20 protein-coding genes are annotated in these 24137 nt (G+C 49.6%); 15 read left to right on the plus strand and 5 right to left on the minus strand.

What is annotated here, in order from left to right:
• Positions 1 to 9 precede the first annotated feature (9 nt).
• Both HRU79_03930 and HRU79_03935 read left to right on the plus strand, forming a co-directional pair.
• Positions 10 to 4314 carry a hypothetical protein gene (locus tag HRU79_03930; GenBank protein ID QOJ25841.1) on the plus strand — a complete coding sequence of 1435 codons (4305 nt, stop codon included), beginning with the start codon at positions 10 to 12 and terminating at the stop codon, positions 4312 to 4314.
• A gap of 188 nt (positions 4315 to 4502) precedes the next feature.
• Positions 4503 to 5168 (plus strand): Crp/Fnr family transcriptional regulator, encoded by a 666-nt coding sequence (locus tag HRU79_03935; GenBank protein QOJ25842.1) that lies wholly within the window; start codon positions 4503 to 4505, stop codon positions 5166 to 5168.
• A 92-nt stretch (positions 5169 to 5260) separates the two neighbouring features.
• On the opposite strand, the gene narI is transcribed toward HRU79_03935, so the two are convergent.
• The 5 genes from narI to HRU79_03960 are packed head-to-tail and all read right to left on the minus strand — an operon-like array spanning position 5261 to position 12711.
• Entirely contained in the window at positions 5261 to 5986 is a 726-nt protein-coding gene (gene narI / locus HRU79_03940) for a respiratory nitrate reductase subunit gamma (protein ID QOJ25843.1), read from the minus strand.
• Between the two features lie 2 nt (positions 5987 to 5988).
• A complete protein-coding gene (locus tag HRU79_03945) occupies positions 5989 to 6696 on the minus strand; it encodes a hypothetical protein (protein QOJ25844.1) in 708 nt (235 codons plus the stop codon).
• Complete coding sequence (narH, locus tag HRU79_03950) at positions 6696 to 8186, minus strand: nitrate reductase subunit beta (GenBank protein ID QOJ25845.1); 1491 nt, start codon at positions 8184 to 8186, stop codon at positions 6696 to 6698. The genes HRU79_03945 and narH overlap by 1 nt, the downstream gene beginning before the upstream one ends.
• 19 nt (positions 8187 to 8205) lie before the next feature.
• A complete protein-coding gene (locus tag HRU79_03955; protein QOJ25846.1) occupies positions 8206 to 11826 on the minus strand; it encodes a nitrate reductase subunit alpha in 3621 nt (1206 codons plus the stop codon).
• Between the two features lie 30 nt (positions 11827 to 11856).
• Positions 11857 to 12711: a cytochrome c gene (locus HRU79_03960; protein QOJ25847.1), complete on the minus strand. Its 855-nt coding sequence runs from the start codon at positions 12709 to 12711 to the stop codon at positions 11857 to 11859.
• A gap of 442 nt (positions 12712 to 13153) precedes the next feature.
• On the opposite strand from HRU79_03960, the gene HRU79_03965 reads away from it, so the two are divergent.
• From HRU79_03965 to HRU79_04025, 13 genes are all read left to right on the plus strand, one after another.
• On the plus strand, positions 13154 to 14674 hold the full coding sequence (locus HRU79_03965) for an MFS transporter (protein QOJ25848.1): 1521 nt from the start codon (positions 13154 to 13156) through the stop codon (positions 14672 to 14674).
• A 96-nt stretch (positions 14675 to 14770) separates the two neighbouring features.
• Entirely contained in the window at positions 14771 to 15859 is a 1089-nt protein-coding gene (locus tag HRU79_03970) for a tellurite resistance/C4-dicarboxylate transporter family protein (protein QOJ25849.1), read from the plus strand.
• 97 nt (positions 15860 to 15956) lie between these two features.
• The gene (locus tag HRU79_03975; GenBank protein QOJ25850.1) at positions 15957 to 16631 is read left to right on the plus strand and encodes a hemerythrin domain-containing protein; all 675 of its coding nucleotides are present in this window, start codon (positions 15957 to 15959) and stop codon (positions 16629 to 16631) included.
• Positions 16632 to 17636, plus strand: a complete 1005-nt coding sequence (moaA, locus tag HRU79_03980; protein ID QOJ25851.1) for a GTP 3',8-cyclase MoaA — start codon at positions 16632 to 16634, stop codon at positions 17634 to 17636.
• Between the two features lie 5 nt (positions 17637 to 17641).
• Positions 17642 to 18127: a hypothetical protein gene (locus HRU79_03985; protein QOJ25852.1), complete on the plus strand. Its 486-nt coding sequence runs from the start codon at positions 17642 to 17644 to the stop codon at positions 18125 to 18127.
• 77 nt (positions 18128 to 18204) lie between these two features.
• Positions 18205 to 19395, plus strand: coding sequence for a molybdopterin molybdotransferase MoeA (locus tag HRU79_03990; GenBank protein ID QOJ25853.1), 1191 nt, complete (start codon positions 18205 to 18207; stop codon positions 19393 to 19395).
• 60 nt (positions 19396 to 19455) lie between these two features.
• Complete coding sequence (locus HRU79_03995; GenBank protein ID QOJ27260.1) at positions 19456 to 20196, plus strand: sulfite exporter TauE/SafE family protein; 741 nt, start codon at positions 19456 to 19458, stop codon at positions 20194 to 20196.
• 2 nt (positions 20197 to 20198) lie between these two features.
• Positions 20199 to 20801, plus strand: coding sequence for a molybdenum cofactor guanylyltransferase (locus HRU79_04000; protein QOJ25854.1), 603 nt, complete (start codon positions 20199 to 20201; stop codon positions 20799 to 20801).
• 2 nt (positions 20802 to 20803) lie between these two features.
• Complete coding sequence (locus HRU79_04005; protein ID QOJ25855.1) at positions 20804 to 21031, plus strand: MoaD/ThiS family protein; 228 nt, start codon at positions 20804 to 20806, stop codon at positions 21029 to 21031.
• Entirely contained in the window at positions 21032 to 22168 is a 1137-nt protein-coding gene (locus HRU79_04010) for a ThiF family adenylyltransferase (GenBank protein ID QOJ25856.1), read from the plus strand.
• Positions 22165 to 22623 (plus strand): molybdenum cofactor biosynthesis protein MoaE, encoded by a 459-nt coding sequence (locus HRU79_04015; GenBank protein QOJ25857.1) that lies wholly within the window; start codon positions 22165 to 22167, stop codon positions 22621 to 22623. The genes HRU79_04010 and HRU79_04015 overlap by 4 nt, the downstream gene beginning before the upstream one ends.
• Complete coding sequence (locus tag HRU79_04020) at positions 22620 to 23528, plus strand: bifunctional molybdenum cofactor biosynthesis protein MoaC/MoaB (protein ID QOJ25858.1); 909 nt, start codon at positions 22620 to 22622, stop codon at positions 23526 to 23528. The genes HRU79_04015 and HRU79_04020 overlap by 4 nt, the downstream gene beginning before the upstream one ends.
• Positions 23529 to 23582: 54 nt before the next feature.
• Positions 23583 to 24044: a hypothetical protein gene (locus HRU79_04025; GenBank protein QOJ25859.1), complete on the plus strand. Its 462-nt coding sequence runs from the start codon at positions 23583 to 23585 to the stop codon at positions 24042 to 24044.
• The last annotated feature ends 93 nt before the right edge of the window (positions 24045 to 24137 follow it).

The raw sequence follows: 24137 nt of genomic DNA on the forward strand, positions 1-24137 counted from the left end.
AGTGATATCATGGCAACAACAACACAAGAACTACAGTTTACCGTAATCCCCTACGATGTTGATGTTCGTGACTCAGGAACATGGCTCCGCGCTGCAATCGTACTGACTCCGCGGCTTCAGGATGTTACATCGGCACCTACTACCTTAGCCAGTTATCCGGATTTTCTTGACTGGCCGGAATCATTAAAAAAACTGAGTTTTGAATTAGTTGTCAACGGGACTACTATACCCGGTAATGAGCTGACCGTGATTGACGAACAGCCCGACAGCGATGTCTGGAAAGCTGTATTCAATGAAAACACCGCTGTTAATCCCCATGGTGTGGGAGAGGTGTGGCCTAGCTACCAGATTATTAGTTTCTCCCCTCTGGAAGTTGACAGTGCCTTGCGTAGTACCTATACAAAACTTGTACAAACGTTTACAGACAAGACGCCTGTTTTTGAACCACCCAAAATTGCAAATGCTACTTTAAAGGTTAGTCAGACCAGCCAGCCACCCCTTATTGAGGCGCTGTCAGGTATTATACCAAGTATGGATCAGGAGCAACAATTCAGGAATGTTCTGAACCAATGGGAAAAAAGTGGCCAGGCAGCCACGCAGCGAGCCATGCGCAACGAGGGCAATACCGAGTCAAGACAAAAACGAGGTACGGGCCAGAAGGAACGGATCCCAATCCCACAGAAAGTTGAACAAATGATGTTCCCGGTACCGCTGGGCGAAGGAATCACACCGGATTCAAAAGCCGGCTCACTGCTCATGGCGGAACTGTATCATAAGGCTCGTATCTATCCAGTAGATACCGTCTCCGGGAAGAACAGAACGTACCGCGATCGGCGTCCGAAGATTAAAAAACCAACGTTCGACTTCCACCAGGTTGTTGGTGTGCTGCGTGAGTTTCCTGTAGTGATGCGACGCCTCGGCCTTACAATTCATGTTGAATTTAAAGCCCCTTCATCACTTGGTAATGTGGGTAAAATCTCGTGTAACGTACAATGGAAGGTTGCCGCAGCCATACCAACAACCACCATCTCCCCGTTTACGCGTTACATTTTCAATGACTCCGGTGATAAACAATTTTGGCAGTTCCTGCCCAAGCCCCTTGACGGGTCTGAAATCGTTGGTCCGCTCCTCTGCTTAAACAACCCCGAGCATTTTGCGGTTACTCAAATCGACCTCGACTCGTCAGCCTTGAAAATGCTTGGTTATATACGAAACATCTTGCACCGTTATTCCAAAACACGGGATACGCCAGATGCTTATTTGTCTGCCGAGCCCCCGGCAATTCGTGGTACGGGCTTGCAGCTCATTCGGAAGAACCGTGGACTAAAGCTTGCAAAATCCATTATTCGGAACAGCCAGCACTGGAATTCGCTGATTGCAAATAACACGCCGGTATTACATGCCGACGATGTGATGCGTGGCTATCGTATAGATATTTACGATGAAACCGCAGGGACATGGCAAAGCTTGATGCGTAGGAACGCAACCTATACCTTCCCGCTTGCCGATGAACCACTGCGATCGGCCGGTATCAGTGTTACCGACGAAGAGGGCGTGCTTACCTTTGGAGCATCCCGACCGCCAGGAAGTGAAGACGATCCGTCCCTGCAACAGCTGTATGCACACGAAGTGATTGCACAGTGGGAAGGCTGGTCGATTGTTGCACCGCCAATTGGACAGTTTATTGACAACGATGACCAGATTGCGCCCGGGAGCAATAAACAAAAGCCGCCGGCAGACTACGCCTACCAGGTTGAATCCGATATTTCAATCGTACCCAAATCCCTACCTCGATTACGGTACGGACGGAAGTACAGGATGCGCGCACGATTTACCGATATCGCAGGTAACAGTGCCAAACTTTCAGATATGAATCCCGCTGACTTTACCTGCGCTACCGATGCCGTACGGTACGTGCGCTGGGATCCGATTGGTTCGCCAACACTTGCACTGCGCAATCATCCCGTTGAGGGCGAGGATATCGAAACCATGGTAATTCGGAACTACAATGCAAGCGAGGATGATACACAGGTTGTTCAAACTACCGAAACCTGTGAACGCCATTTCTTCCCGCCGCTGGCGTCAGTTCAGACTGCGGAACGGCATGGTCTGTTCGATAAAAGTCCAACGGAAGAGATGGTTGGCAACAACACAATGTTCGACCTGATTCGTGGGAAGGAGAAGTCGTTGCCACAGCGGTGGTACACACGAAATGAGAACGGCAACCTGCAAGCCGAAGCTACTGACAACACTCCGCCATCGGATCCCAATAAAAAGAAAACTGCCATAGCGTACCCGCTGGTACAAGCCGGCAGTACGGAGGTCCCGTATCTCCCTGATCCAATTGCCCGGACTGTTACCCTTAGCAATGTGCCCGGCTTAAACACAGGTGATATTATCGAGATCAATACCGGAGGGGCTACTCAGGCTACCGTGGCGATCGGAACATCGGTTGTTACGATTGGCTTTGATACCTTTAGTCAGTGGCCTGCGCTTTCGTCCATTTTACTCCGACTTGCCGAGGGGAACAAGAAACCCGTGTGGGAGGCTTCATCAAAAACGCTGACCCTTTTCCTTCCTGCCGGCGAACAGGCATGGATACAGTTTAGCAGCGGCCTTGGCGACAAGGATTCTGAGGCTAAACACAATCTGGATTTGCATGGTCATAAACAAACATTGATAGATGCCGGTCTGCCGGCCGTTCAGGTACATAACGCTGGTCGTGGATTAAACTGGCTGATTTCGCCCGCACGTACTCTGCACCTTGTTCATGCTACTCAAAAGCCGCTTAAAAAACCAGAAATCGTCAAGCAAAGTCTAAAAAGACGTGTCTTCGGCGGTACCGACGCCACCATCAGCTTTAAACACATCAAGGTTGATGCCCGATCAACACAAAAGATAGATATGTTTACAGATTGGAAAATGTGGATCGATGACGTCACAAAACCCAAGCCGGAAGAAGTTCCGTTCAGTACCTATTTCTTTGACCAACATTGCGAAAAACGTACCGACGATGTGCTGACAACGGAGCGCACACAGGAATTTGGTGATACAAAATTCCGTCGGGTTACATTCTCACCGTTGGCAACAACCCGCTTTAAAGAGTATTTGCCAGTCTCCTTACGGTCAAACAAGGACAATCTTACTCGAAAGGGACCGGGTAAGGAAATGATCATACCCAGCACGAAGCGTCCGGATGGTGTTCACTTTCTTTATGCTGTTCCCTCGTTCCGCTGGGTTGAGTCCGAGAAGAAACTTGTAGGCAACGTCATAAAAAGTACACGTAAGGGCGGTGGAGTACGAGTGTACATGAACAGGCCGTGGTATAGTTCAGGCAATGGTGAACTGCTTGGTGTTGTGCTCTATAACAGCCAGCCGTTCAAGCCCTCAGCCGTCAATACCGAAACCGATAACGATGATAACAACAATTCTTATAAGGGAATTAAACTCGGTCTGAGTGAATCCGGCAGCACCGGCTATGCCGATAAAATGGCTGGTATTGCCTCGATACTTGCAACGGGGAAACTCGAAATTCCTGAGGAGTTGCATCCTTTCGTCACTCAATGGGGGCTTGACCCCATCTGGCTAAGTGAGCCCACCCCAAGCGATAACTCACCAAGAGTGCCAAATTTCCGCGATCCTGCCCTGGTACTGCCCAGTGTAAGTCTGGAAGAGGTCAACCCCAAGCAGCGCTTTACTGTGGTTGCGTTCGAGCCAAAGTTCGATGAAGACCGGAAACTGTGGTATTGCGATATCGATCTGGATCCGGGCGAATCTTACTATCCCTTTGTGAGGTTTGGTCTTGTTCGCGTACAGGAACATTCCCTAGCTGACGCTGCTACCGGTAAGGATGTTTACTGCTCCCGCGTTACGCAAAGTACGTTTTGCCAGTTAGCTCCTGACCGCGAGGCTATGGTGAGGATTGAAGATGATGGTAAGAATATCAGCATCCAGGTTACCGGCCATACCTACCGGACTAACTCTGTTGGACAATTGGGGAGTGAAATCGAGGTTGCCCTTGAACGACGTGACCCTGGTGCAGGAAGTACCGACCTCGGGTGGACGCGTGTAACACACCAACGGTTAGACAGAATTCATGCTGCCAATATCTGGGCTGGTATGATTGCATTAAAAGAACCTATTGGCAGCACCCAGTACCGCATGGTTATTACCGAGCTGGAATCATTCTTCTCCGATCCGGACGATCCGAGACGCCGCCAGACAAGTCTTGGTGACCCGAAGTCCGGCCAGGGTCCAATTACCTTAGAGGTTAGCAACCGCATCGTTTATGCAGATGTCCTGGAACTGTTCTAAACAGTTCCCTCCACTATATTAACTACCCGCAAAGCCCGTCACACAGTGTATAACGGGCTTTTGTATTTCCGACCATTTCCACGTCACTCACTATCTTTGCTCCCGTAGGTATTTTCTCACCATTACACATGACATCAAGCAGAACACACCACCAAGAGAAAACGCTAAACTGCGATAAGTGCGGCGGTATGCATGATTCTATCTTCTGTGCAATGGGCAAGTTGGATCTTGGAATCCTTGCCGAGAATAAAACTATGCTTCACTTTAAAAAGGGGCAGGTGATCTTTCATCAGAACACTCACCCCCAGGGGCTGTACTGCGTGCACTCGGGCAAGGTTGTTATTCACTCCTACAACGACAACGGACGTAATCAGATTTTACGACTGGCCAAATGCGGAAGTATCCTGGGCTACCGAGCCTTATTTACCAACGAGCGCTACCATGTTTCGGCCACCGCAATCGAGGACTCCACGGTATGCTATTTCCCTCAGTCGGCATACCAGGAACATATTATTTCGAATCATTCAGTGGCAATTGAAATTATCAAATTGCTGTCGGCTGACCTAAAAACAGCCGAGTTGAAAGCCATGAGCATGGTTCATAAACAGGTGCGCGAGCGGATCGCAGAAACCCTGATTGTATTGCGCGACTTTTTTGGAACCGAAGAAAATAACGTCACCTTAAACACCATCCTGTCCCGGGAAAACATTGCCGACATTGCCGGTGCAACTACCGAAACCACCATTCGGGTTCTCTCGGATTTCCAGAAGGCAGGGATTATAGAGCTAGCAGGGAAGAGTATCGGTATTCTTAACGTTAAAGAGTTGCTCAGGATTGCCAACCTTCCAGAGTAACAAAAAAAAAAGCGTTTGCCGTATTCCTCGAGTAAAACTCGTGAAACAACAGCAAACGCCACACACCAAAAGTACAGTTTAGAACTGCCGAATTAATTGTTTGTTGCCTTCTTCCCTGCTGAGTGCGCGCGCGACACCCGAATCTCACGCCGGTTCCAGTTCCAAATCACTTGCTGGTAACCGCGCCAGAGATAATCCAACGGATAAACCAGGAAGTGCATGAACCGCGTAAACGGGATAATGCCGATTAGGCAAAATGCCGATACAACGTGGATTTTTAGTGACAGTGAAGTAACCCCGGCAATACCCTCGATTTGTGGGTCGAAAACAAAAATCGATCGCAGATATGGCGTTAAAAACGCGGCAAACCACGAGGATCCCCACCTGTCGAAGTAGGCAACAAGAACACCGGTTACCAACTGAGTCAGGAGAATAATGTACACCACAATGTCCATGGGACTCGTTACCACATGTAACCTTCGTGTAGTAATTCTCCGATAGATTAGCAGCAACAATCCAATTAAAGATGCTAATCCGAATGAAAAAGCCGAAACTTCAAGAATGATTAACCGTACCGGATCACCATTCCATGCCAGGACGGTTTTGGGAATCAGGAACGCCGTGAGGTGTCCGAAGAATACTATCATCAGACCCCAGTGAAACGGCTGGCTTGCCCAAAACAGTTCACGTCCTTCTAAAAATTGCGACGATATAGACGATACGCTGAACCCTTTTCTGCGATAGCGATAGATAGACCCTATAAGGAAAACAGCCAACGATACGTATGGCAAAACTGCGAATAACAGGTAGTTTGTCATAGTTAATCAAGTTTATAATTAGTGGCTATGGTATGCACTTCGGCGTTAATGCTGTTCTTTCCAAAAAACGCTTTGTGATGCTGACTTGTTAAAATCTCTTCATTACTGAGCGGAGCCGGAGCTTCGGCAAAATCTTCCCTAAGCACACAAAGCAGCGACTCGAACACATTCCGGTACACGTTGCCCTGATTAAGCTCTTCCTGAATGATTGCATTGTGAAGTTTGCGCATCACCCGTATCTTTAGCTCAACTCTTGCCTGCGCAAACTCACCAATCATTTTTTCAACAGCAGGAATCACGATTTGTCCGGTTAGCTCATTCAAAAACACCTGGTTATGATGCTTGGTCAGTAAAACAAGTACGTTGCTGATATTGTCCGGCAAGTCGGTGCCACAGTCATTGTTAATCATAAGCTGCTCGTTCTGCATGTGTAGCAGAAAAGCACCCCGCTTGTAATCCTCACCAAATATCACGTACCCAAGGTCAAGATAACAGACCGGTTGAACATCGAACGTTTTAGTGTAGAGTTCTTCCCAGGCATCAGAATCATGTTCACGGATATAATCAACAAAGGGGCTTAGCATCTGCGCCGCTTCCGGATAGACGTCCTGCAACACCTTGCTTGTTGACTCTACAAGCTCCCTGTAGTTATCCTGAGGATATCGCAGTAGATCAGCAAACAGATAATATAATTCTGTATTTTTCATCATTACAGTCCTCGTGCAGGACGTTCCTTGAAGCCAAATCCCGTGTTGCCTTTCACATCGGCAGTGCTCTCGAGCATTTCGATGGATTCTTCGCGGTGAGCCGGCGGAATTACAAAGCGCTCGTCAAACGTAGCCAGCGATGTTAAACGATAGATAGCATCGGCGGTTTCGGCATCAATACCGGTTTCCTGCATGGCTGTTGTGATTTCAGCCGATTCCAGATCGCCCACGGTTACACCTCTGCGGTGCAGCCGTACAGCCATCAGCCGTTTCATCACTTCGAAAACAGTGTCGGTATTACCGGCTGAGAATAGCGAGGCAAGGTATTGCATCGGCAAGCGGTTCTTGTCAACACCGTTCCACAGCGATTTACTGGTGGAGTCATAGACACCTTCGTTTACGGTAGCCATGGTTGGCAGAAGGGCGGGTACATAGAACAGATTGGGAAGCGTCCGAAACTCCGGGTGCAGTGGCAGTGCCAGGTTCCAGACCTTCACGAATTTATATACTGGTGACTTCTGGGCTGCTTCAATTGTTGAATCGGCAATACCGTTTAATCTGGCTTGTTCAATGACTTCAGGGTCGAATGGGTCAAGATAGATGTCAAGCTGTGCATCCACCAACTGGTCGTCGGGTGCTGATGCAGCACTTTGAATCTTATCAGCATCGTACAGCATCACACCCAGATACCTGATCCGGCCAACACATGAATGGAAACATGCAGGGGCCTGACCCGACTCAAGGCGGGGATAGCACAGTACGCACTTTTCAGATTTACCGGTGTGCCAGTTATAGTAACTTTTTTTATACGGACATGCCGTAACGCACATCCGCCATGCACGACAACGTTCCTGGTTGATAAGAACTACACCGTCCTCACCGCGTTTGTAGATTGCGCCGGACGGACAGGATGCCACGCACGCCGGATTTAAGCAGTGATTACAGATTCTGGGCAGATAGTGGAACGTCATCCGCTCCAGCTGGAACATAGCCTCCTGCTCAGCAGGTGTTAATTGCTGCAGATTAACGTCCTGACGTGCATAATCGGGTGAACCGCCAAGGTCGTCATCCCAGTTCGGACCCGACTGAACATCGATATGGTCACCGGTAACCAGCGAAACCGGCCGTGCTGTAGGCTGGTCATCGCCTTCGGGAGCATCAAACAGGTCTTGATACTTATAGGTCCATGGTTCATAATAGTCTTCCAGCACCGGCAGGTGGGGGTTATGGAAGATATTTTTAAGCCCCTTAAATTTCCCTGCCCCTTTCAGCGAAACAGAGTCGCCATTCTTCTCCCAACCACCTTTATAAATTTCCTGATCTTCCCATTTTGTCGGGTAGCCGGTACCTGGTTTGGTTTCAACGTTATTCCACCACATGTATTCTGCACCCTTACGGTCAGTCCAGATATTCTTACATGCAATAGAGCATGTGTGGCACCCGATACATTTGTCCAGGTGAAAAACCATTGCGATTTGCGAGCGAACATCCATAGTATAATCTCTGGTATAATTAAAATTCTACTCTATCCATTTTGCGAACTAAGACGTGTGTGTCGCGGTTGGCTCCAACCGGACCCCAGTAGTTAAAGTGGTACGAGAACTGACCGTAGCCACCAGTCATCAGGTTTGGCTTCAGGTGAACACGGGTGAAGCTGTTGTGTCCGCCTGCCCTGCGATTACCGCGCATCTGAGATTTGGGGACTGTGTATGTCCGTTCGGGTGAGTGATATACGATGCAGACTCCCTTTGGTATCCGGGCGCTTACGCAGGCACGCGTACAATACACGCCGTGGTCATTGTACACTTCTACCCAGTCGTTGTCCTTGACTCCAATGGCTTCGGCATCTTCTTCGCTCATCCAGCAGGGTTCAATGCCGCGCGATAAGGTAAGCATGCGCAGTGTATCACCGTAGGTTGAGTGGATATGCCACTTGCCGTGGGGTGTGAGCACGTTCAGCATTCGTGCCTTCCCATCGTTCACAGTTTTGCGGATATCGCCATACACCTGTGGTGTCGGCGATGGTTTATACGTAGTGAAGTGTTCGCCGAAGGCAATGTACCCTTCGTGATCCATGTAGGTGTGCTGCCGGCCTGTAATTGTACGCCACGGCACCAGGCGCTCAACATTGTACGAATAGGCGCAGTAGGCTCGACCGTCATTCATCAGACCTGACCACAGCGGCGAGGTATTATACCGGCGTGGCTGGGCTTGCAAGTCCTTATAGTCAATGCGTACGTCCTTACTTCCCTCTCCGAGATCGGCAAGAACAACACCGGTTTTCTTCTCCATGTTCTTGTAGGCACGGTCATTAAGCTTTCCGTTGGTCAGGGTAGACAAGGTAAGGACGGCGTTAACCGCTTCCACGTCTTCCTTCACCGATGGGTACTCAACACCATTTACTTTCTGCACGTGACGTTTGTCATGCAGCATTTCGTTGTACACATCATCAGCCATAAACGAAACACCGTGTGCGCCCAACGCATTCGTTTTGATATTCGGCCCTAACGATATGTACTTATTGTAAATCTGCGTATAATCCCGTTCTACAAATACCAGCTTGTGCATGGTTTGTCCCGGTATCGGTTCGCACTCACCCTTACCCCAGTCGCGAATCGACGGTTGGGTAATTTCATCTGCCGAGTCGTGTGACAGTGCAGCATTGATGACGTCCTTCACCGGCTTGGGCAGGTAGGCCGGGGCAAGCTCGCTCACCTTCTTGGCAAGGGCCTGGAAAATCTGCCAGTCGGTTTTTGATTCCCAGACCGGAGCAACGGCTGCCGACAGCGGGTGAATGAACGAGTGCATGTCTGTAGAATTCAGGTCGGCCTTCTCGTACCAAGATGCCGTAGGCAGAACAATATCCGAGTACAGTGCCGAGGTGTCCATCCGGAAGTTAATGTCAACCACCAGATCCATTTTACCCTTAGGAGCCTCGCGCCAGATGATTTCATGTACGTGGGGCTTGGCAACTTCGTCGGCAATCTTGTTGTTGTGAGTTCCAAGATAGTGGTCCAGCATGTATTCATGCCCCTTGGCGCTGGACATTAGAGCATTACCACGCCAGATAAACCAGTTGCGCGGGAAATTAATTTCATTATCAGGGTCGGCTACTGAGTATTGTAACTCTTTTGATTTTAATTTTTCAACAATGTATGTCCGGATCTCGTCATCAGTTTTTGCACCGGAAGCCACAGCATCGTTTACAACATCCAGGTTGCTCTTGTTATACTGCGGGTAGAAGGGCATCCAGCCGTTTCGTACCGACATTACCGTCCAGTCCGCAGAGTGCATACTTGAGTATTTGTTATCCTTCGGAACGCTGTTATAGTCCATCTGGTTATTGTCATATCTCCACTGGTCGGAGTTGATATAGTGCCAGATAGGGGCTTGCTGCAGTCGGTTCCCGGCAATCCAGTCCTTTGCAGCCATAATGGTTCCCCATGAATCCACCGGTGCAAGTTTTTCCTGACCAACGTAGTGGTTCATACCGCCACCATTAACACCGTTGCAGCCCGTAAGCAGTTGCGTCATAATTGCTGCGCGGTACATCAGGTTGCCATGGAACCAGTGGTTAATTGCGGCACCGACAATCACCATGCACTTGCCCTTGGTAACCTCGGCTGTTCCGCCCCACTCGCGGGCGAACTTTATCACGGTATCCCGACCGACGCCGGTAAAGATTTCCTGCCATGCCGGCGTATAGGCGTGCTTTTCGTCGTTGTACGAAGCCGGGTAATCACCTGCAAGCCCCCTGCCAACGCCGTAATGTCCCATCGTTACATCATAAATCGTTGCAACCGGAATTTTCCCATTCAACGTTTCGATGAATTTAACCGGGACGCCACGCAGTGCCGTTTTATCAAGCCCGTACTCAATGAACTCAACCTGATACACATCATCGCTATGATCCAGTAATGACAGGGTTGGTTCGTACGGTGTATTATCAACAAAGTCTTCAAATTTCAGATTCCAGTTTCCGGCTTTTTCCTTAGCCCACCGGCTTCCCATCGTACCTTTCGGGCATACCAGGTTGCCGGACTTTGCGTCGATATTTAACAGTTGCCAGTCACCGTTTTCCACGCCTGCATACTTGGCAATGCCATTGGCACGCACCAGGCGTCCGGCTCTGTAGTGATTACCGTGTTTTTCCAGTTCAACCAGGAATGGTAAATCCGTATATCGTTTGATATAATCCATGAAATACGGAACTTGTTTGTCAACGTGATATTCTTTCAGGATCACGTGGGTTACAGCCATCCAGAACGCACCGTCGGAACCGGCATGACACGGGATCCATTGGTCAGCGTGTTTGGCAACCATGCTGAAGTCGGGTGACATCACCACGGTTTTTGTTCCGTTATGCTTGGATTCGGAGAAAAAGTGGATGTCGGGGGTCCGCGTCATTCCAAGGTTGGCACCCATCGACACGCAGAACTTTGAATTGTACCAGTCTGCGCTTTCGCACACGTCGGTTTGCTCACCCCATACTTCGGGGAATGCATTGGGAAGGTCACAGTACCAATCGTAGAAGCTAAGGTTTACGCCCCCCATCAACTGCAGGTAGCGGGCGCCGGCTGCATAGCTCAGCATGGACATGGCAGGAATCGGTGAAAAACCGATAATCCTGTCGGGACCGTACTTCTTTACAGTATAAATGTTGGCAGCGGCAATCAGTTCAAGTACTTCATCCCACTTGGCACGCCTGAACCCGCCCTTACCGCGAGCCCACTGATAGCGCCGGCGTTTTTCGGGATCGTTCTGCAGGTTTTCCCATGCTTTCACCGGATCGCCGTTGGCTAATTTCTTTTCAACATTGAACAGCTCCATCAGAGCACCGCGGATCAGCGGATACTTTACTCGAATCGGACTGTACAGATACCATGAATACGAAATACCACGCTGGCATCCGCGGGGTTCGTACGGTGGCAACGTGTTTTCGAGCAACGGATAGTCCAATGCCTGTGTTTCCCAGACCACAATACCATCTTTCACGTGAATATTCCACGAACAGCCCCCGGTACAGTTCACACCGTGGGTGCTGCGAATAACTTTATCGTACTGCCATCTGTTACGGTAAAACTCTTCCCATTTACGGGTCTTGGGCGAAACAATATCTTCTATCCAGCTCATAATGCCTCACATTATCAGATTTAGGTTATTCTATATGGATTTAATTTGTCGGTTAAAGATGTCGGCCTTTACTGAGAATCGCTTTCTTTTAAACCAAATCACGAGTATCAACAAAAACACACAGCACACACCGATTCCACCACCCATGAGCAGAGGATTAAACGATGCAGCTTGCTGTTTTGCGCTTTGATCGCTGACCGTACGGAGGAATGCAATCAGATCAGCAATTTCCTGTTCAGTAAGCGGATGATCTGTATAGGTCTGGGCCATCGCCGGGAACGGCGGGGCACCTAAAATCCCTTTCAGTCCGGCGTCACCTCCCATGCGCTTGTACACTTCGGTAAGATCCTTAGCAAGAAGACCACCGGGGTGGACGTTTGCATAGTTAACGTTGTGGCATGACATACAGGATGCGCCGCCATTAGCAAACCGATGCGAGCCCTCGAATAGCATCCGTCCGCGCTGAATCTGCTCCGGCGTAGCGTCATCGGATGCGTTGGCCACCGGGGCTCCGCCACCTTCGGCTGCTTCACCGCCCTTACTGCCAATGTAGGCGTAAATCGCAGTAATGTCGGCATCCGGTAGGTGCGACTGGTCAGGCATGATAAGCTCGCCAAATTCAGCAAAAATCGCCTTTGCATCGGCGTCACCGCTCGCAATCAGCGTCTGCGAACTCTTTGTCCACTTCATCAGCCATTCCGGAGAACGCAGCGATGTGACGCCCTGCAGATCCGGGCCCACCAAACGTCCACCACCCACCGTATGGCAGGCACTGCAGTTGGTTTCGAAAAGCTCCTGACCGTTTTGAGCCATTAAAGGCACAGACAAGAACAGCAGCAGGCTGGCGATGATGGAACCGTGGTGTAAAACGCTATGCCGATTCATGCTGCGGTCTCCTTACGATGGTTATATCCTACACACATAGTCACGTGGAATTAGTGTTGTACTACTCGTTTTATCCGTGTACAAAGTTGGAGCTCAGGAATATCCTTTTATATGATGCACCTTATGGAATTTCATGATACAAATCATGTTTTTCAGGTAGTCATTTACCGTTTTGACAGGCATTCAAACCCGGACATCAAATCCGGTGGATACGGACCGGGCTCATGCTCACAACACGCTTCCATACGCAAATCAAACGGCTTCTAAACATGATTTACATCATGAAATTAATTGATATCAACCGTTAATATTGAGGAATCAACTGCTGATAGCGAGTTTTTTGTTTCGCCTGTTCAATGAGTATTTCCGGAGCTCCCCATCCGTGTTCCCGGACCTACGTCACGCACACAGTAGCGAAGATGTTTTCTGGAGACACACACCAATGAATCAACCGTCATCAGGTCTTGCCACACGCACACTCAGCGTTACCACACTGGCATTTACAATCTGCTTTGCCGTGTGGATGATAAACGGTGTCCTTGTTACGTTTCTTGTCAATAATGGTATTTACAAATGGAGCCCTGTCCAGGTTGGCTGGCTGCTGGGTGTGCCGGTTCTTGTGGGGTCGGTACTTCGTTTGCCGGTAGGTATCCTTACCGATAAACTGGGCGGACGCTGGGTAATGGGCTCTCTGTTGATGTTATGCGCAGTTCCGGTGTACCTGCTCTCGTATGCCGATGACTATACATCGTTTCTTGCTTTGAGTTTTTGTTTTGGTATTGCAGGCAGCACATTTGCTTCGGGCGTGGCCTACGTCTCACTGTTCTTCCCAAAGAATAAACAAGGCACTGCCCTTGGCATCTTTGGCGCCGGCAACATGGGTGCCGCACTCACCACCCTGTTCGGACCAACACTGCTGGAATACGTTACCGATCACGGTGCCAATCTTGCAGCATGGCGTTCCATGCCGCGTTTATATGCAGCTCTACTGGCTGCTACGGGTATTGTGTTCTTCCTGCTGACAAAGAATGCCAGGCCTACAGCGGTGAAGTCAATGCGCGATCGGTTACTGCCTCTTCGTGAAGCACGCGTATGGCGCTTTGGCCTGTATTATTTTGTGGTGTTCGGAAGCTTCGTGGCTTTGTCGCAGTGGCTTATTCCGTACTATGTTAATGTGTATTCCATGCCTATTGTGATGGCCGGCTTTATGACAACTGCCTTTAATCTTCCATCGGGTGTTATTCGGGCAGTTGGAGGCGTGCTTGCGGACAAAATCGGAGCTCGCATGCTCCTGTATGTAGTGTTCGGCGTATGCATCGTTTGCCTGTTCCTGCTTTTCTTCCCGCGAATGGAAATTAATGCTCCGGGACAAGGAATTATGGCAACACGTGCCGGCACGGTAACCGCTGTTTCGGATAATGAGATTCAGATTGGTGATACCAGGTACGCAATCCAGCATAAGGGAGATACCGACAAGAATATTAAAATCCGCTTTGGTATCCACCACGATACCGAAGGCTTCCTGATACTTCCTACTGCATCTACATGGCAGACGCCACTGGTAAAAGCGGGCGACACGGTCACGAAAGGACAACTCATTGCAAAGGGTAATACGCAAATTTACTTTCAGGCAAATGTGTGGATATTTACTGCCCTGGTCTTTATTATCGGCTTGATGATGGGACTGGGCAGCGCCGCCGTGTTTAAGCATATTCCAACCTATTATCCCAACGATATTGGTTCCGTTGGTGGCATCGTGGGTGTGTTAGGGGGCTTGGGCGGATTTATCGATCCTATTGTGTTTGGCTATCTGCTCAGTGCCACCGGCGTATGGACCACAAGTTGGATGATGCTTGCCGGCCTGTCTATCATCAGCATTGCACTGATGCATTTTGCCATCTCACGCAGTAAGGTTGGCGTTTACACGGTACCCGATGAAGCAATTAAACAAATTAAATCGTAAGGGGGGGGCCGACGCCGCTCAGATTACCGTGCCGTGGTACATCCATTCCATGGAGATACCACCACTGTTGTCAGTTCTGAGGAATGTACGTACGCCATGACGCCGAACCAACCGTCCACATCCCAACCCGCTACGCTTACTGCACGCCTCTCCGATGCCGTCCGGAGTTTGTCACCCTCATACTTTGGCCTGGTCATGGCCACCGGGATTGTCTCGTCGGCATTGCATCTTACCGGTATGCATACGCTTAGCCTTGTCCTGTTCTGGGTGAACCTTCTGGCGTATGGCGTCCTGTGGACGCTCACGATTATCAGAGTTGCTATGTTCCCGAGGGAGTTTTTAAACGACGTAAAGGGACACCAGACAGGTCCGGGGTTCTTTACAACAATTGCAGGTACCTGCATTGTTGGTACCCAGTTTATTCTTCTCAATCAGGATTATGCTACAGCCTCTGTTCTTTGGGTATTGGGAATTGTTCTGTGGGTTGGGATGACCTATGTAGTGTTTACAACGCTCACCATAAAGGAAGAGAAACCATCGCTGGACGAAGGAATTTCCGGAGCCTGGTTGCTTGCTGTTGTCTCAACGCAGTCAGTAGCCGTGCTTACCACCCTCATTGCCACACGTCTGGATCAGCCCCTTAAACTTGAAGCAAACTTCTTTGCGCTCTCTATGTGGCTGTGGGGCGGCATGCTGTACATCTGGATGATTTCACTGATTTTTTACCGCTACACGTTTTTTAAATTCTTTGCCTCCGATCTTGCTCCTCCCTACTGGATAAACATGGGCGCCATGGCCATATCCACCGTGGCCGGTTCGCTACTCATTCTTAACGTAGATCATGCACCATTCTTACATTCACTGCTCCCATTCTTAAAAGGATTTACTGTTTTTTACTGGGCTACCGGCACGTGGTGGATACCAATGCTGTTTATCCTTGCCGTTTGGAGAAGCGTGTACAAGAAACTGCCATTTACATACGATCCCCTGTACTGGGGCGCCGTGTTCCCCCTTGGGATGTACACGGTTGCTACCTACCAGATGGACAGAGCGTTGAATCTGTACTTCCTGCAGTGGCTTCCAAACTATTTCGTGTTTATTGCTGCTGCGGTTTGGATTGCCACATTCTCCGGAATGGTGCGCAGGATTGCCCAAACTCTTTTTGGTACGGGCCATCGGCATTAGCGTATTGAATACGTATGCGGTGGGATCCTTAGGATCGAGCGTATCGCTTTTGAGGTTTGAGGTCCTGTTAAAAACGTAATGCCGTAATTTGCACCTTATGACAATGCTAGATCTAAAAAACCTCGCCAAAACGGATCCCGTTAAACGTAATGTTGAAAAGGGGCTTGAACAAGTTGAGCATACGCCAATGGAACCACCGTCAGCCTACGATTCACTTGCAACGGTCAACGTTCCGGCAGATCAGCTCCATGATGTCCTGAAAGTGTTTGTTGATGAACACAAGAAGGCAACAGAAATCATTGAACAGTTCGAGCAGGCCCTGCTACAGTACAAAACCAACGGGTATAAGCTGGATCCTAAAATCAATGAGTACTTTAAACAGTTCTTTGATTTCTTTGATAACTTCCTGTTGCCTCATAACTCCAAGGAAGAAAAGGCGTTGTTCCCAACACTCAATGAGCGGCTTGTGGAAGCAGGCGAGCACAGCAGTACCGACAGTAAGTTTACCGCCATCGACGTCATGGAAGATGACCACGTGAAGTTTATTCAGCTTGGCGCCCTTACGTTTAACCTGCTGGGTCTGGCAACGCGCATCCAGGACTTTAATGCCAGAATCTTTGTGCTGGATACGGCTTACGAGAACGGACGCGAACTGATAGAACTGCTGCGCCTGCACATCTTCCGCGAAGACTACACCCTTTTTCCGCTGGCACAGAAATACCTAAAGGACGACGATTTTAAATTAATTGAAGAAAAAATGGCTCGGTTTTAAATGAGCATGAAAACCGGTACACTGGTCGACAGATTTGGTCGGGTACATAACTACCTGCGAATCTCTCTCACCGAACGATGCAACTTTCGGTGTGTGTACTGCATGCCTGAAGAAGGCATCCCACTGCGCCCACGTTCTGAGTTCATGACGCGTCACGAGGTGTACAGCCTTGCCGAAACATTTGTCCGCCTTGGAATCACCAAGATTCGCCTGACCGGCGGTGAGCCACTGGTACGCAACGATGCTGATGAAATCATCACCCGGCTTGCCACACTCCCGGTAGAACTGGCCATTACCACCAACGGCGTACTGGTAGATAAGTTCCTTGATACGTTTATCGCTGCCGGCCTTCGGTCAGTAAACATCAGTCTGGACTCTCTGAACGAAGAGAAGTTTTCGATGCTCACGAGGCGCAATCATTTCCGGACGGTTATGGATAACATACGTCTGCTGCTCGAGCACGACTTCCATGTTAAGCTTAACGCCGTTGTGATGAGAGACTTTAATGATTCCGAGCTTATTGACTTCATCGAATTCACCAAGGACCGGAACGTCCATTTCAGGTTTATTGAGTTTATGCCCTTTGCCGGAAATAATTGGGACCTTGAAAAGGGGCTCTCGTATCATGAAATAATACACCTGGCCCAGCAGCAGTACGGTAGCCGCGTGATCCGTCTGAACGACTCGTCCAACGATACTGCAAAGAATTATCAGATAGAGGGTTATACCGGCACGTTTGCCGTTATCTCGTCAGTTACCAGCCCCTTCTGCGATACGTGCAACCGGCTGCGCCTAACGGCTGATGGCAAGCTTAAGAACTGTCTGTTCTCCAATACCGAGGTTGACTTGCTCACCCCCCTTCGTAATGGCGAAAACATTGAACACTTTATTCATGCATCGGTACGCGAAAAGCATGCGGCACGCGGAGGTATGGATACGTTGCGCGACTTTGAGCAGCAAGCCTCTGTTAACGGTAATCGCGCCATGGTTGCAATCGGAGGCTAAGAAAAATGATGGATTCTAAACTTACTGAGCAATTACAGACTGTCGATCTGGTGGATGCCGAGATGGTTGAAAGCGCTTTCCGGTTCTGGTTTTCCAACCATGACCATATCCGCTCGCCGTTCCCCGAGTATATCCATGACGAACTGAAACAACAGTCGGTTAAAAAACTAATTGCGTGGTGTTCTGCAATCTCCGATAGGGCCAGACAGGAGATTACCGACGAGATTCTGGCAGAGAAATTCGAGGAACTGCTGTTTGAACAAGCATTAGGCATGGTGCAAACAGATGATGAACGCCTAACCATACTCTACCCGTTTATGCCACGACTTGGTGATGTGTTGCAATCGTCACAGTCTGAATCAGATAACACTCAAAGCACAGTAATTCATCGCGAACACATTAAAAAAAACGATGCCGGTTATCTTCGGATCCGACTGTGCAATTCAATTACCAGTCAGGAATGGGAAACCGAATTTGAGTTGCCTGAATAACGCCCTACCTGCCCACGCATTCAGGCACAATACCCTCGGTTTTCTGTCATCATTTTGATTGCTGCTCATCCGCTACCATGATCTCTGTTCCCGAAGCCAAGCACCGTATTCTGAACTCTGTTGCCCACCTGAATGCAGCTCATCGTCCACTTGCTTCGGCACTGGGCTGCACAGCCGCAGGTAACATCGTTGCGCCGATTCATTTACCGCCGTTCAGACAGTCCGCGATGGACGGCTACGCCATATCCCCTTCGGAGCCGCGTCAAACCTCGTTCACGGTTACTGCCGAAATTCCGGCGGGCAGCGTGCTCCGGAAACCACTCCATCCGGGTGAGGCTGCACGGATATTCACAGGTGCATGCGTGCCCGACCAGGCCAGTGCCGTCATAAAACAGGAATCGGTGACGGTTGCACCTGGCAACCACATCACTATCAATGAAGATTATAAAACAGATGAGAATATTCGTGCTGTTGGTTCACAGATTCGTCAGGGTGAAACAGCTATTCCAGCCGGAACAGTTCTCACTCCTGCAGGAATAGGTCTGTGTGCGGCACTTGGCCTGACCGGTATCGCCGTGTATCCTAAGCCGCGAATAGCCATCATCGTAACGGGCTCTGAACTGCGTCAGCCGGGCACCCCGCTTGATTACGGAACCGTGTACGAATCGAACTCCTTTGCACTTACTGCTGTTCTGGCGTCGGTCGGGATTACCGATATCACGGTGAGCTCAGTGTCCGATGATAAACTACACATAACACAGGCCATCCAAAATGCACTGGGTATCTCTGATATCGTACTTGTTACCGGTGGCGTGTCGGTTGGCGATTATGATTTTGTTGGACCTGCAATGGCGGATATCGGCGTTGAGACCATTTTCTACAAGGTAAGGCAGAAGCCGGGCAAGCCTTTATTCTATGGACGCCACAATACGACTGCTGTTTTTGGATTACCCGGTAATCCTGCAGCGGTCTTAAGCTGTTTTTACGAATACGTGTATCCTGCAATTCAGTTAATGCAGGGCCGACAGGAGCCATTTCTCCCGTCAGTCCGGTTGCCAATTGCACAGTCGTATCGGAAAAGCAACTCACTCGCTCTCTTCCTTAAGGGAAGAGCCGGGAACGGCAGTGTTAAACCGTTGGGCGGACAGGAGTCATACATCCTGAAATCGTTTGCCGAGGGCAACTGCCTGATCTACTTACCCGAGGCAGTTGAAACTATTGCCGCCGGTGATCCTGTAGAAGTACACATGTTGCCCGGCGTTTACTAACCATGAGCAGCATCATTGATTTTCGACCAATTTTCGTGAATGGTAGCGCAGGACAAACACATGCCTGAAATTGACATCTCGTTGTTGTTTATTCCGCTTCTTTTTACTGTAGCGTTTTTGTATGCATCGGTAGGTCACGGTGGGGCGAGCGGTTACCTTGCACTGATGGCACTGTTCAGCTTTCAGCCCTACACCATGCGTCCGTCCGCCCTGATACTAAATATATTTGTTTCGCTGATTGCCTTTTATCAGTACTGGAAGGGCGGACATTTTAAACCCAGGCTGTTTTTCCCATTTATCATCACCTCGATACCGGCATCATTTCTTGGCGCGTACATTTCCATAGATGCCATGGTGTACAAAAAGATTCTGGGCATCCTTCTGATCTTCCCGATCCTCAGGCTGCTGGGTGCGTTTGGGAAGGAACATGACAAGCAGACCGATGTCAACCTTCCGCTGGCATTGCTGGCCGGTGCCATTATCGGCCTTTTTTCCGGCATGATCGGTATTGGAGGCGGTATTATCCTCAGTCCGATCATTCTGTTAATGCACTGGGGCAACATGAAGGAAACCGCTGCAGTCTCGGCACTGTTCATAGCGGTGAACTCAGTGTCAGGCTTAATCGGACTCTACATTAACGGTCTGACAATTACGCCTGATATTTACCTGTGGATAGCCATTGCCATCGCCGGCGGTACGGCAGGCTCGTACCTGGCGCGGACGCGATTTAACAACAGAATTCTTAAAACTCTCCTTGCTGTTGTTCTTCTTATGGCAAGTATCAAGCTGATGTTAACCTAACCATGAACCCTCTGCCATTGGTTACCGGTGTGGTGCTTGCCGGCGGGGCGAGTTCCAGAATGGGCACCAGCAAAGCCCGTGTGCTATTAAACGGGAAGCCCATGATCGGCTATGTTACCGATGTTCTCTCGGCTGTTACTGACACGATCATGGTGATTTCCAATTCGGACGATTTGGCCGATCTGCCGTATCCCGTGTACCCCGACGTGTTCCGCGGCTGCGGTCCGCTGGGCGGTATTCACTCAGCCCTGACTCACACCACCACGGAAATCAACGTCGTTGTAAGTTGCGACATGCCGTTTGTAACATCGCACATCATTCGGGTACTGCTTGATGCTCAAGCGTCTGCAATGGTCACGGTACCTGTTCACAATGGGAATACCGAACCCCTGTGCGGAGTTTATTCCCGGCGTGCAGCAACAACTATTGAAAAACTTTTGCAACGGCAGCAGTGGAAGATGATGGATGCACTAAAGATTCTTACCACAACCTACGTAGATGTTTCTTCGATGGGTATTGCCGACCACTGCTTCACCAACATCAATACCCCCGGTGAATTGCAGAAGTATGATCGTCCGTCAACACATTTTCAGGGAGAAGACTGATTATGCATATTCGTTTTTTTGGACAGGTGGCTGACCTCACCGGCGTAACCGATTTAACGGTTGACCATGTCCCCAATACCGAAAAACTGCTGGAGAACATCCTGAAACAGTTTCCGGTGCTTGAACACTGTACCTTCAAGCTTGCCGTTAACCGGCAGATTATCGATCGTGAGTGCAACCTTACGCCTACCTGCGAAGTTGCTTTTCTTCCACCCTTTGCCGGAGGCTGATTGCTCACTGCTGAGGAATACATACGGTACGGCCGACAGCTGTTGCTGCCCGAACTGGGTGTGAGCGGACAGGAGAATCTCCACAACTCCCGCGTGCTGGTTATCGGCGCCGGTGGGCTTGGATGTCCGGCAATGCTGTATCTGAATGCCGCGGGTGTTGGTACAATCGGCATTGTTGATTTTGATGTTGTCGATATAACCAATCTGCACCGTCAGGTACTGTACAACACGTCGCACGTTGGCATGGCCAAAGCCCGGGTTGCAGCAGACCTCATGACTCAACAGAACCCTTCCACCACCATCAATATTCACGACTGCAAGCTAACAACCGATAATGCCATTGATATTGTTTCGGGCTACGACGTTGTTGTTGACGGTACCGATAATTTTTCCACCCGGTACATGATTAACGATGTCTGCGCAATCCTTGGCATTCCCCTGGTTTACGGCTCAATCCATCGCTTTCAAGGATCGGTTTCTGTTTTCCATCATGGAACCCCTGCCGGCAGTGTTGATGCCGGATACCGACGACTCTTTCCCAAGCCCCCTGACAGCGGAAGTCTGCTTAGCTGCTCAGAGATTGGCGTTCTGGGTGTACTCCCCGGAATCGTTGGGACGCTGCAAGCATGCGAAGCCATTAAAATCATAACCGGTTTTGGTTCCGTTCTCAGCAATACGGTGCTGATGATTAACACCCGCACCATGGAGTTCGACACACTTCTGTTGCCTGCAGACAGCATGCCGCAGCCGGCTCAGCCACAAACTGCTGACGACTTCAGGAGAACCAATTACGAAGAATTTTGCGGTAACCAAACCATTGCCCCCAACATACGCTCTATTACCGCAAACGAGTTGAGTGAATGGCTTCTAAAAGACGATACCATCTGCTTCCTGGATGTACGCGAGCCTTTCGAGTTACCAAACCCTGAACAGCTTACCGGTATCAAAATTCCACTTGACGATGTTGCCGGACGGGCCGACACCCTGCCTCGGTCACAGCCGCTGGTTGTGTACTGTCAGAAAGGAATTCGCAGTAAGATTGCAATTCGCATACTGCAAACCAACCACGGTTTTACAAATCTTTATAATCTTGAAGGAGGCGTAGCCGCTTGGATGCAGGCTACGGAAGCACAATGAGCAGTTCACGTAAATCTAACGTTTTTGTGGAAGGGGCTATCACTCCGGAGTTTGTTGCCGACTCTATCCGGGCCCACAGCCGTAAAACACATATCGGTGCACATGATATCTTTTTAGGACAGGTTCGTGCCGATGTGATTGATGACAAAACCGTGCAGGGTATCGAATATTCGGCATACACCCCAATGGCAGAAGAAGCCTTTCACTCGATCCGTGAGGATGCATTTCACACCTTTAACCTGAGCTGTCTGCACATTCACCACAGCGTGGGATTTGTCCCCACAGGCGGCATCAGCCTGTTTGTATTTGTTTCGGCACCACACCGGACCGATGTTTTTAAAGCCACACAGTGGATTGTGGAAGCAATAAAGAAACTCGTTCCTATCTGGGGGAAGGAAGTTCTCAGTGATGGAACGTATTACTGGAAATCAAACAATCCGGAAACAGAAGTATGACAGATATTACGGCAAAGGTACACACGCTCCGTGAGGCAGTTGCTGGCGCGGTAGTCACCGTTGGCGATTCAAAAACCATACAGGCAATTGAGCAAAACACCGTCCCTAAAGGGAACGTGTTCGAAATGGCAAAAGCCGCTGCGCTCCTTGCCGTTAAACAAACATGTCACCTCATCCCTGACTGTCACCCTATCCCGATTGAATATGCCAAGCTGGATTTTACGGTGAACGGATTGGACATTTGCATTACGATCACAGTTAAAACAATTTATAAAACCGGTGTTGAGGTCGAAGCCATGCATGGAGCCTCGGTAGCAGCTCTTACCATGTACGACATGCTGAAGCCGATTGACAAGAACATTGAAATCCGCTCCATCAAACTTCAGGAGAAAAGCGGAGGCAAGACCGATTTCAGGAAGGACTCTGCTGACGGATTGCGGGTAGCCGTTGTGGTTTGTTCAGACAGCATCGCCAGGGGTGACAAGGAGGATTCTGCCGGTAAGGCCATCATCTCTAAACTTAGCAGCCTTGATATTGCCGTTGAAGAATACACGATCATCCCGGATGAACCCGACGTGATCCGCGGCACCGTCAGCAGTCTTGCAAAAACCATGAACATGGTTATTCTTACCGGCGGCACCGGCTTGTCACCCCGCGACTCAACACCCGAAGCTATAAAACCGTTGTTTGACACGGAAATCCCCGGAATCATGGAAGCAGCCCGCGCATACGGTCAGCAGCGTACACCGTTCTCGATGCTCTCCCGTGGCGTTGCAGGCATCATCGGTACTACCCTGGTGCTGGCCCTGCCAGGTTCCACCAAAGGCGCATCAGAATCGGTTGACGCCCTCTTCCCTTACATTCTTCATAGCTTTAGGGTAATGCGTGGCAGACGGCACGACTAAAGCTGAGGTCCACTTACTGAACATATCACTTCCTCTTGCAATTTTGCAGCATACGTGGCAGACAGATCACCCATAAAGAAAAACCTTCGGTTCTACCGGCTCGTTGTAGCGGCAGTGGTTTTACTGTACGTGTGGATTCAGTACGAAGTGAGCTCCGGTAACTGGAGCTACTCCAACGGACAGCCCCGCATTTATGGTCAGCGCATTAACGGTAAGGACGAAGGAGTGTGGACCTGGTACTACCAGAATGGAACCAAACAGATGGAAGGCACCTTTGTGGGCGGCAGGCGAAACGGACGCTGGACGATCTGGGATTCCTCCGGAAACAGGTTAAGCGAAACTACCTATCATAACGACAAACTGGAAGGTAGCTTTACCAGGTGGTACCCACAAGGCCAGATAGAAAGTAAAGGAATTTATAAGAATGATATTTTGCAATCTATTACCAGATATTCGCCTGATGGGAAAGAATTGCCGGACAACGTATCTGTAAACCGTAGTTCCGGCACCCCGTGAATACTCCTCAGTAAACAATCCGTTTATGAATAGCTCGAAACCAAAGCCCCCTACAAACCCCCAAATATCAGCACAACACACTTACTAACTAAA

The organism is Ignavibacteria bacterium (assembly GCA_015709655.1).
In the GTDB taxonomy this organism is placed as follows: Bacteria; Bacteroidota; Ignavibacteria; order Kapaibacteriales; family Kapaibacteriaceae; genus OLB6.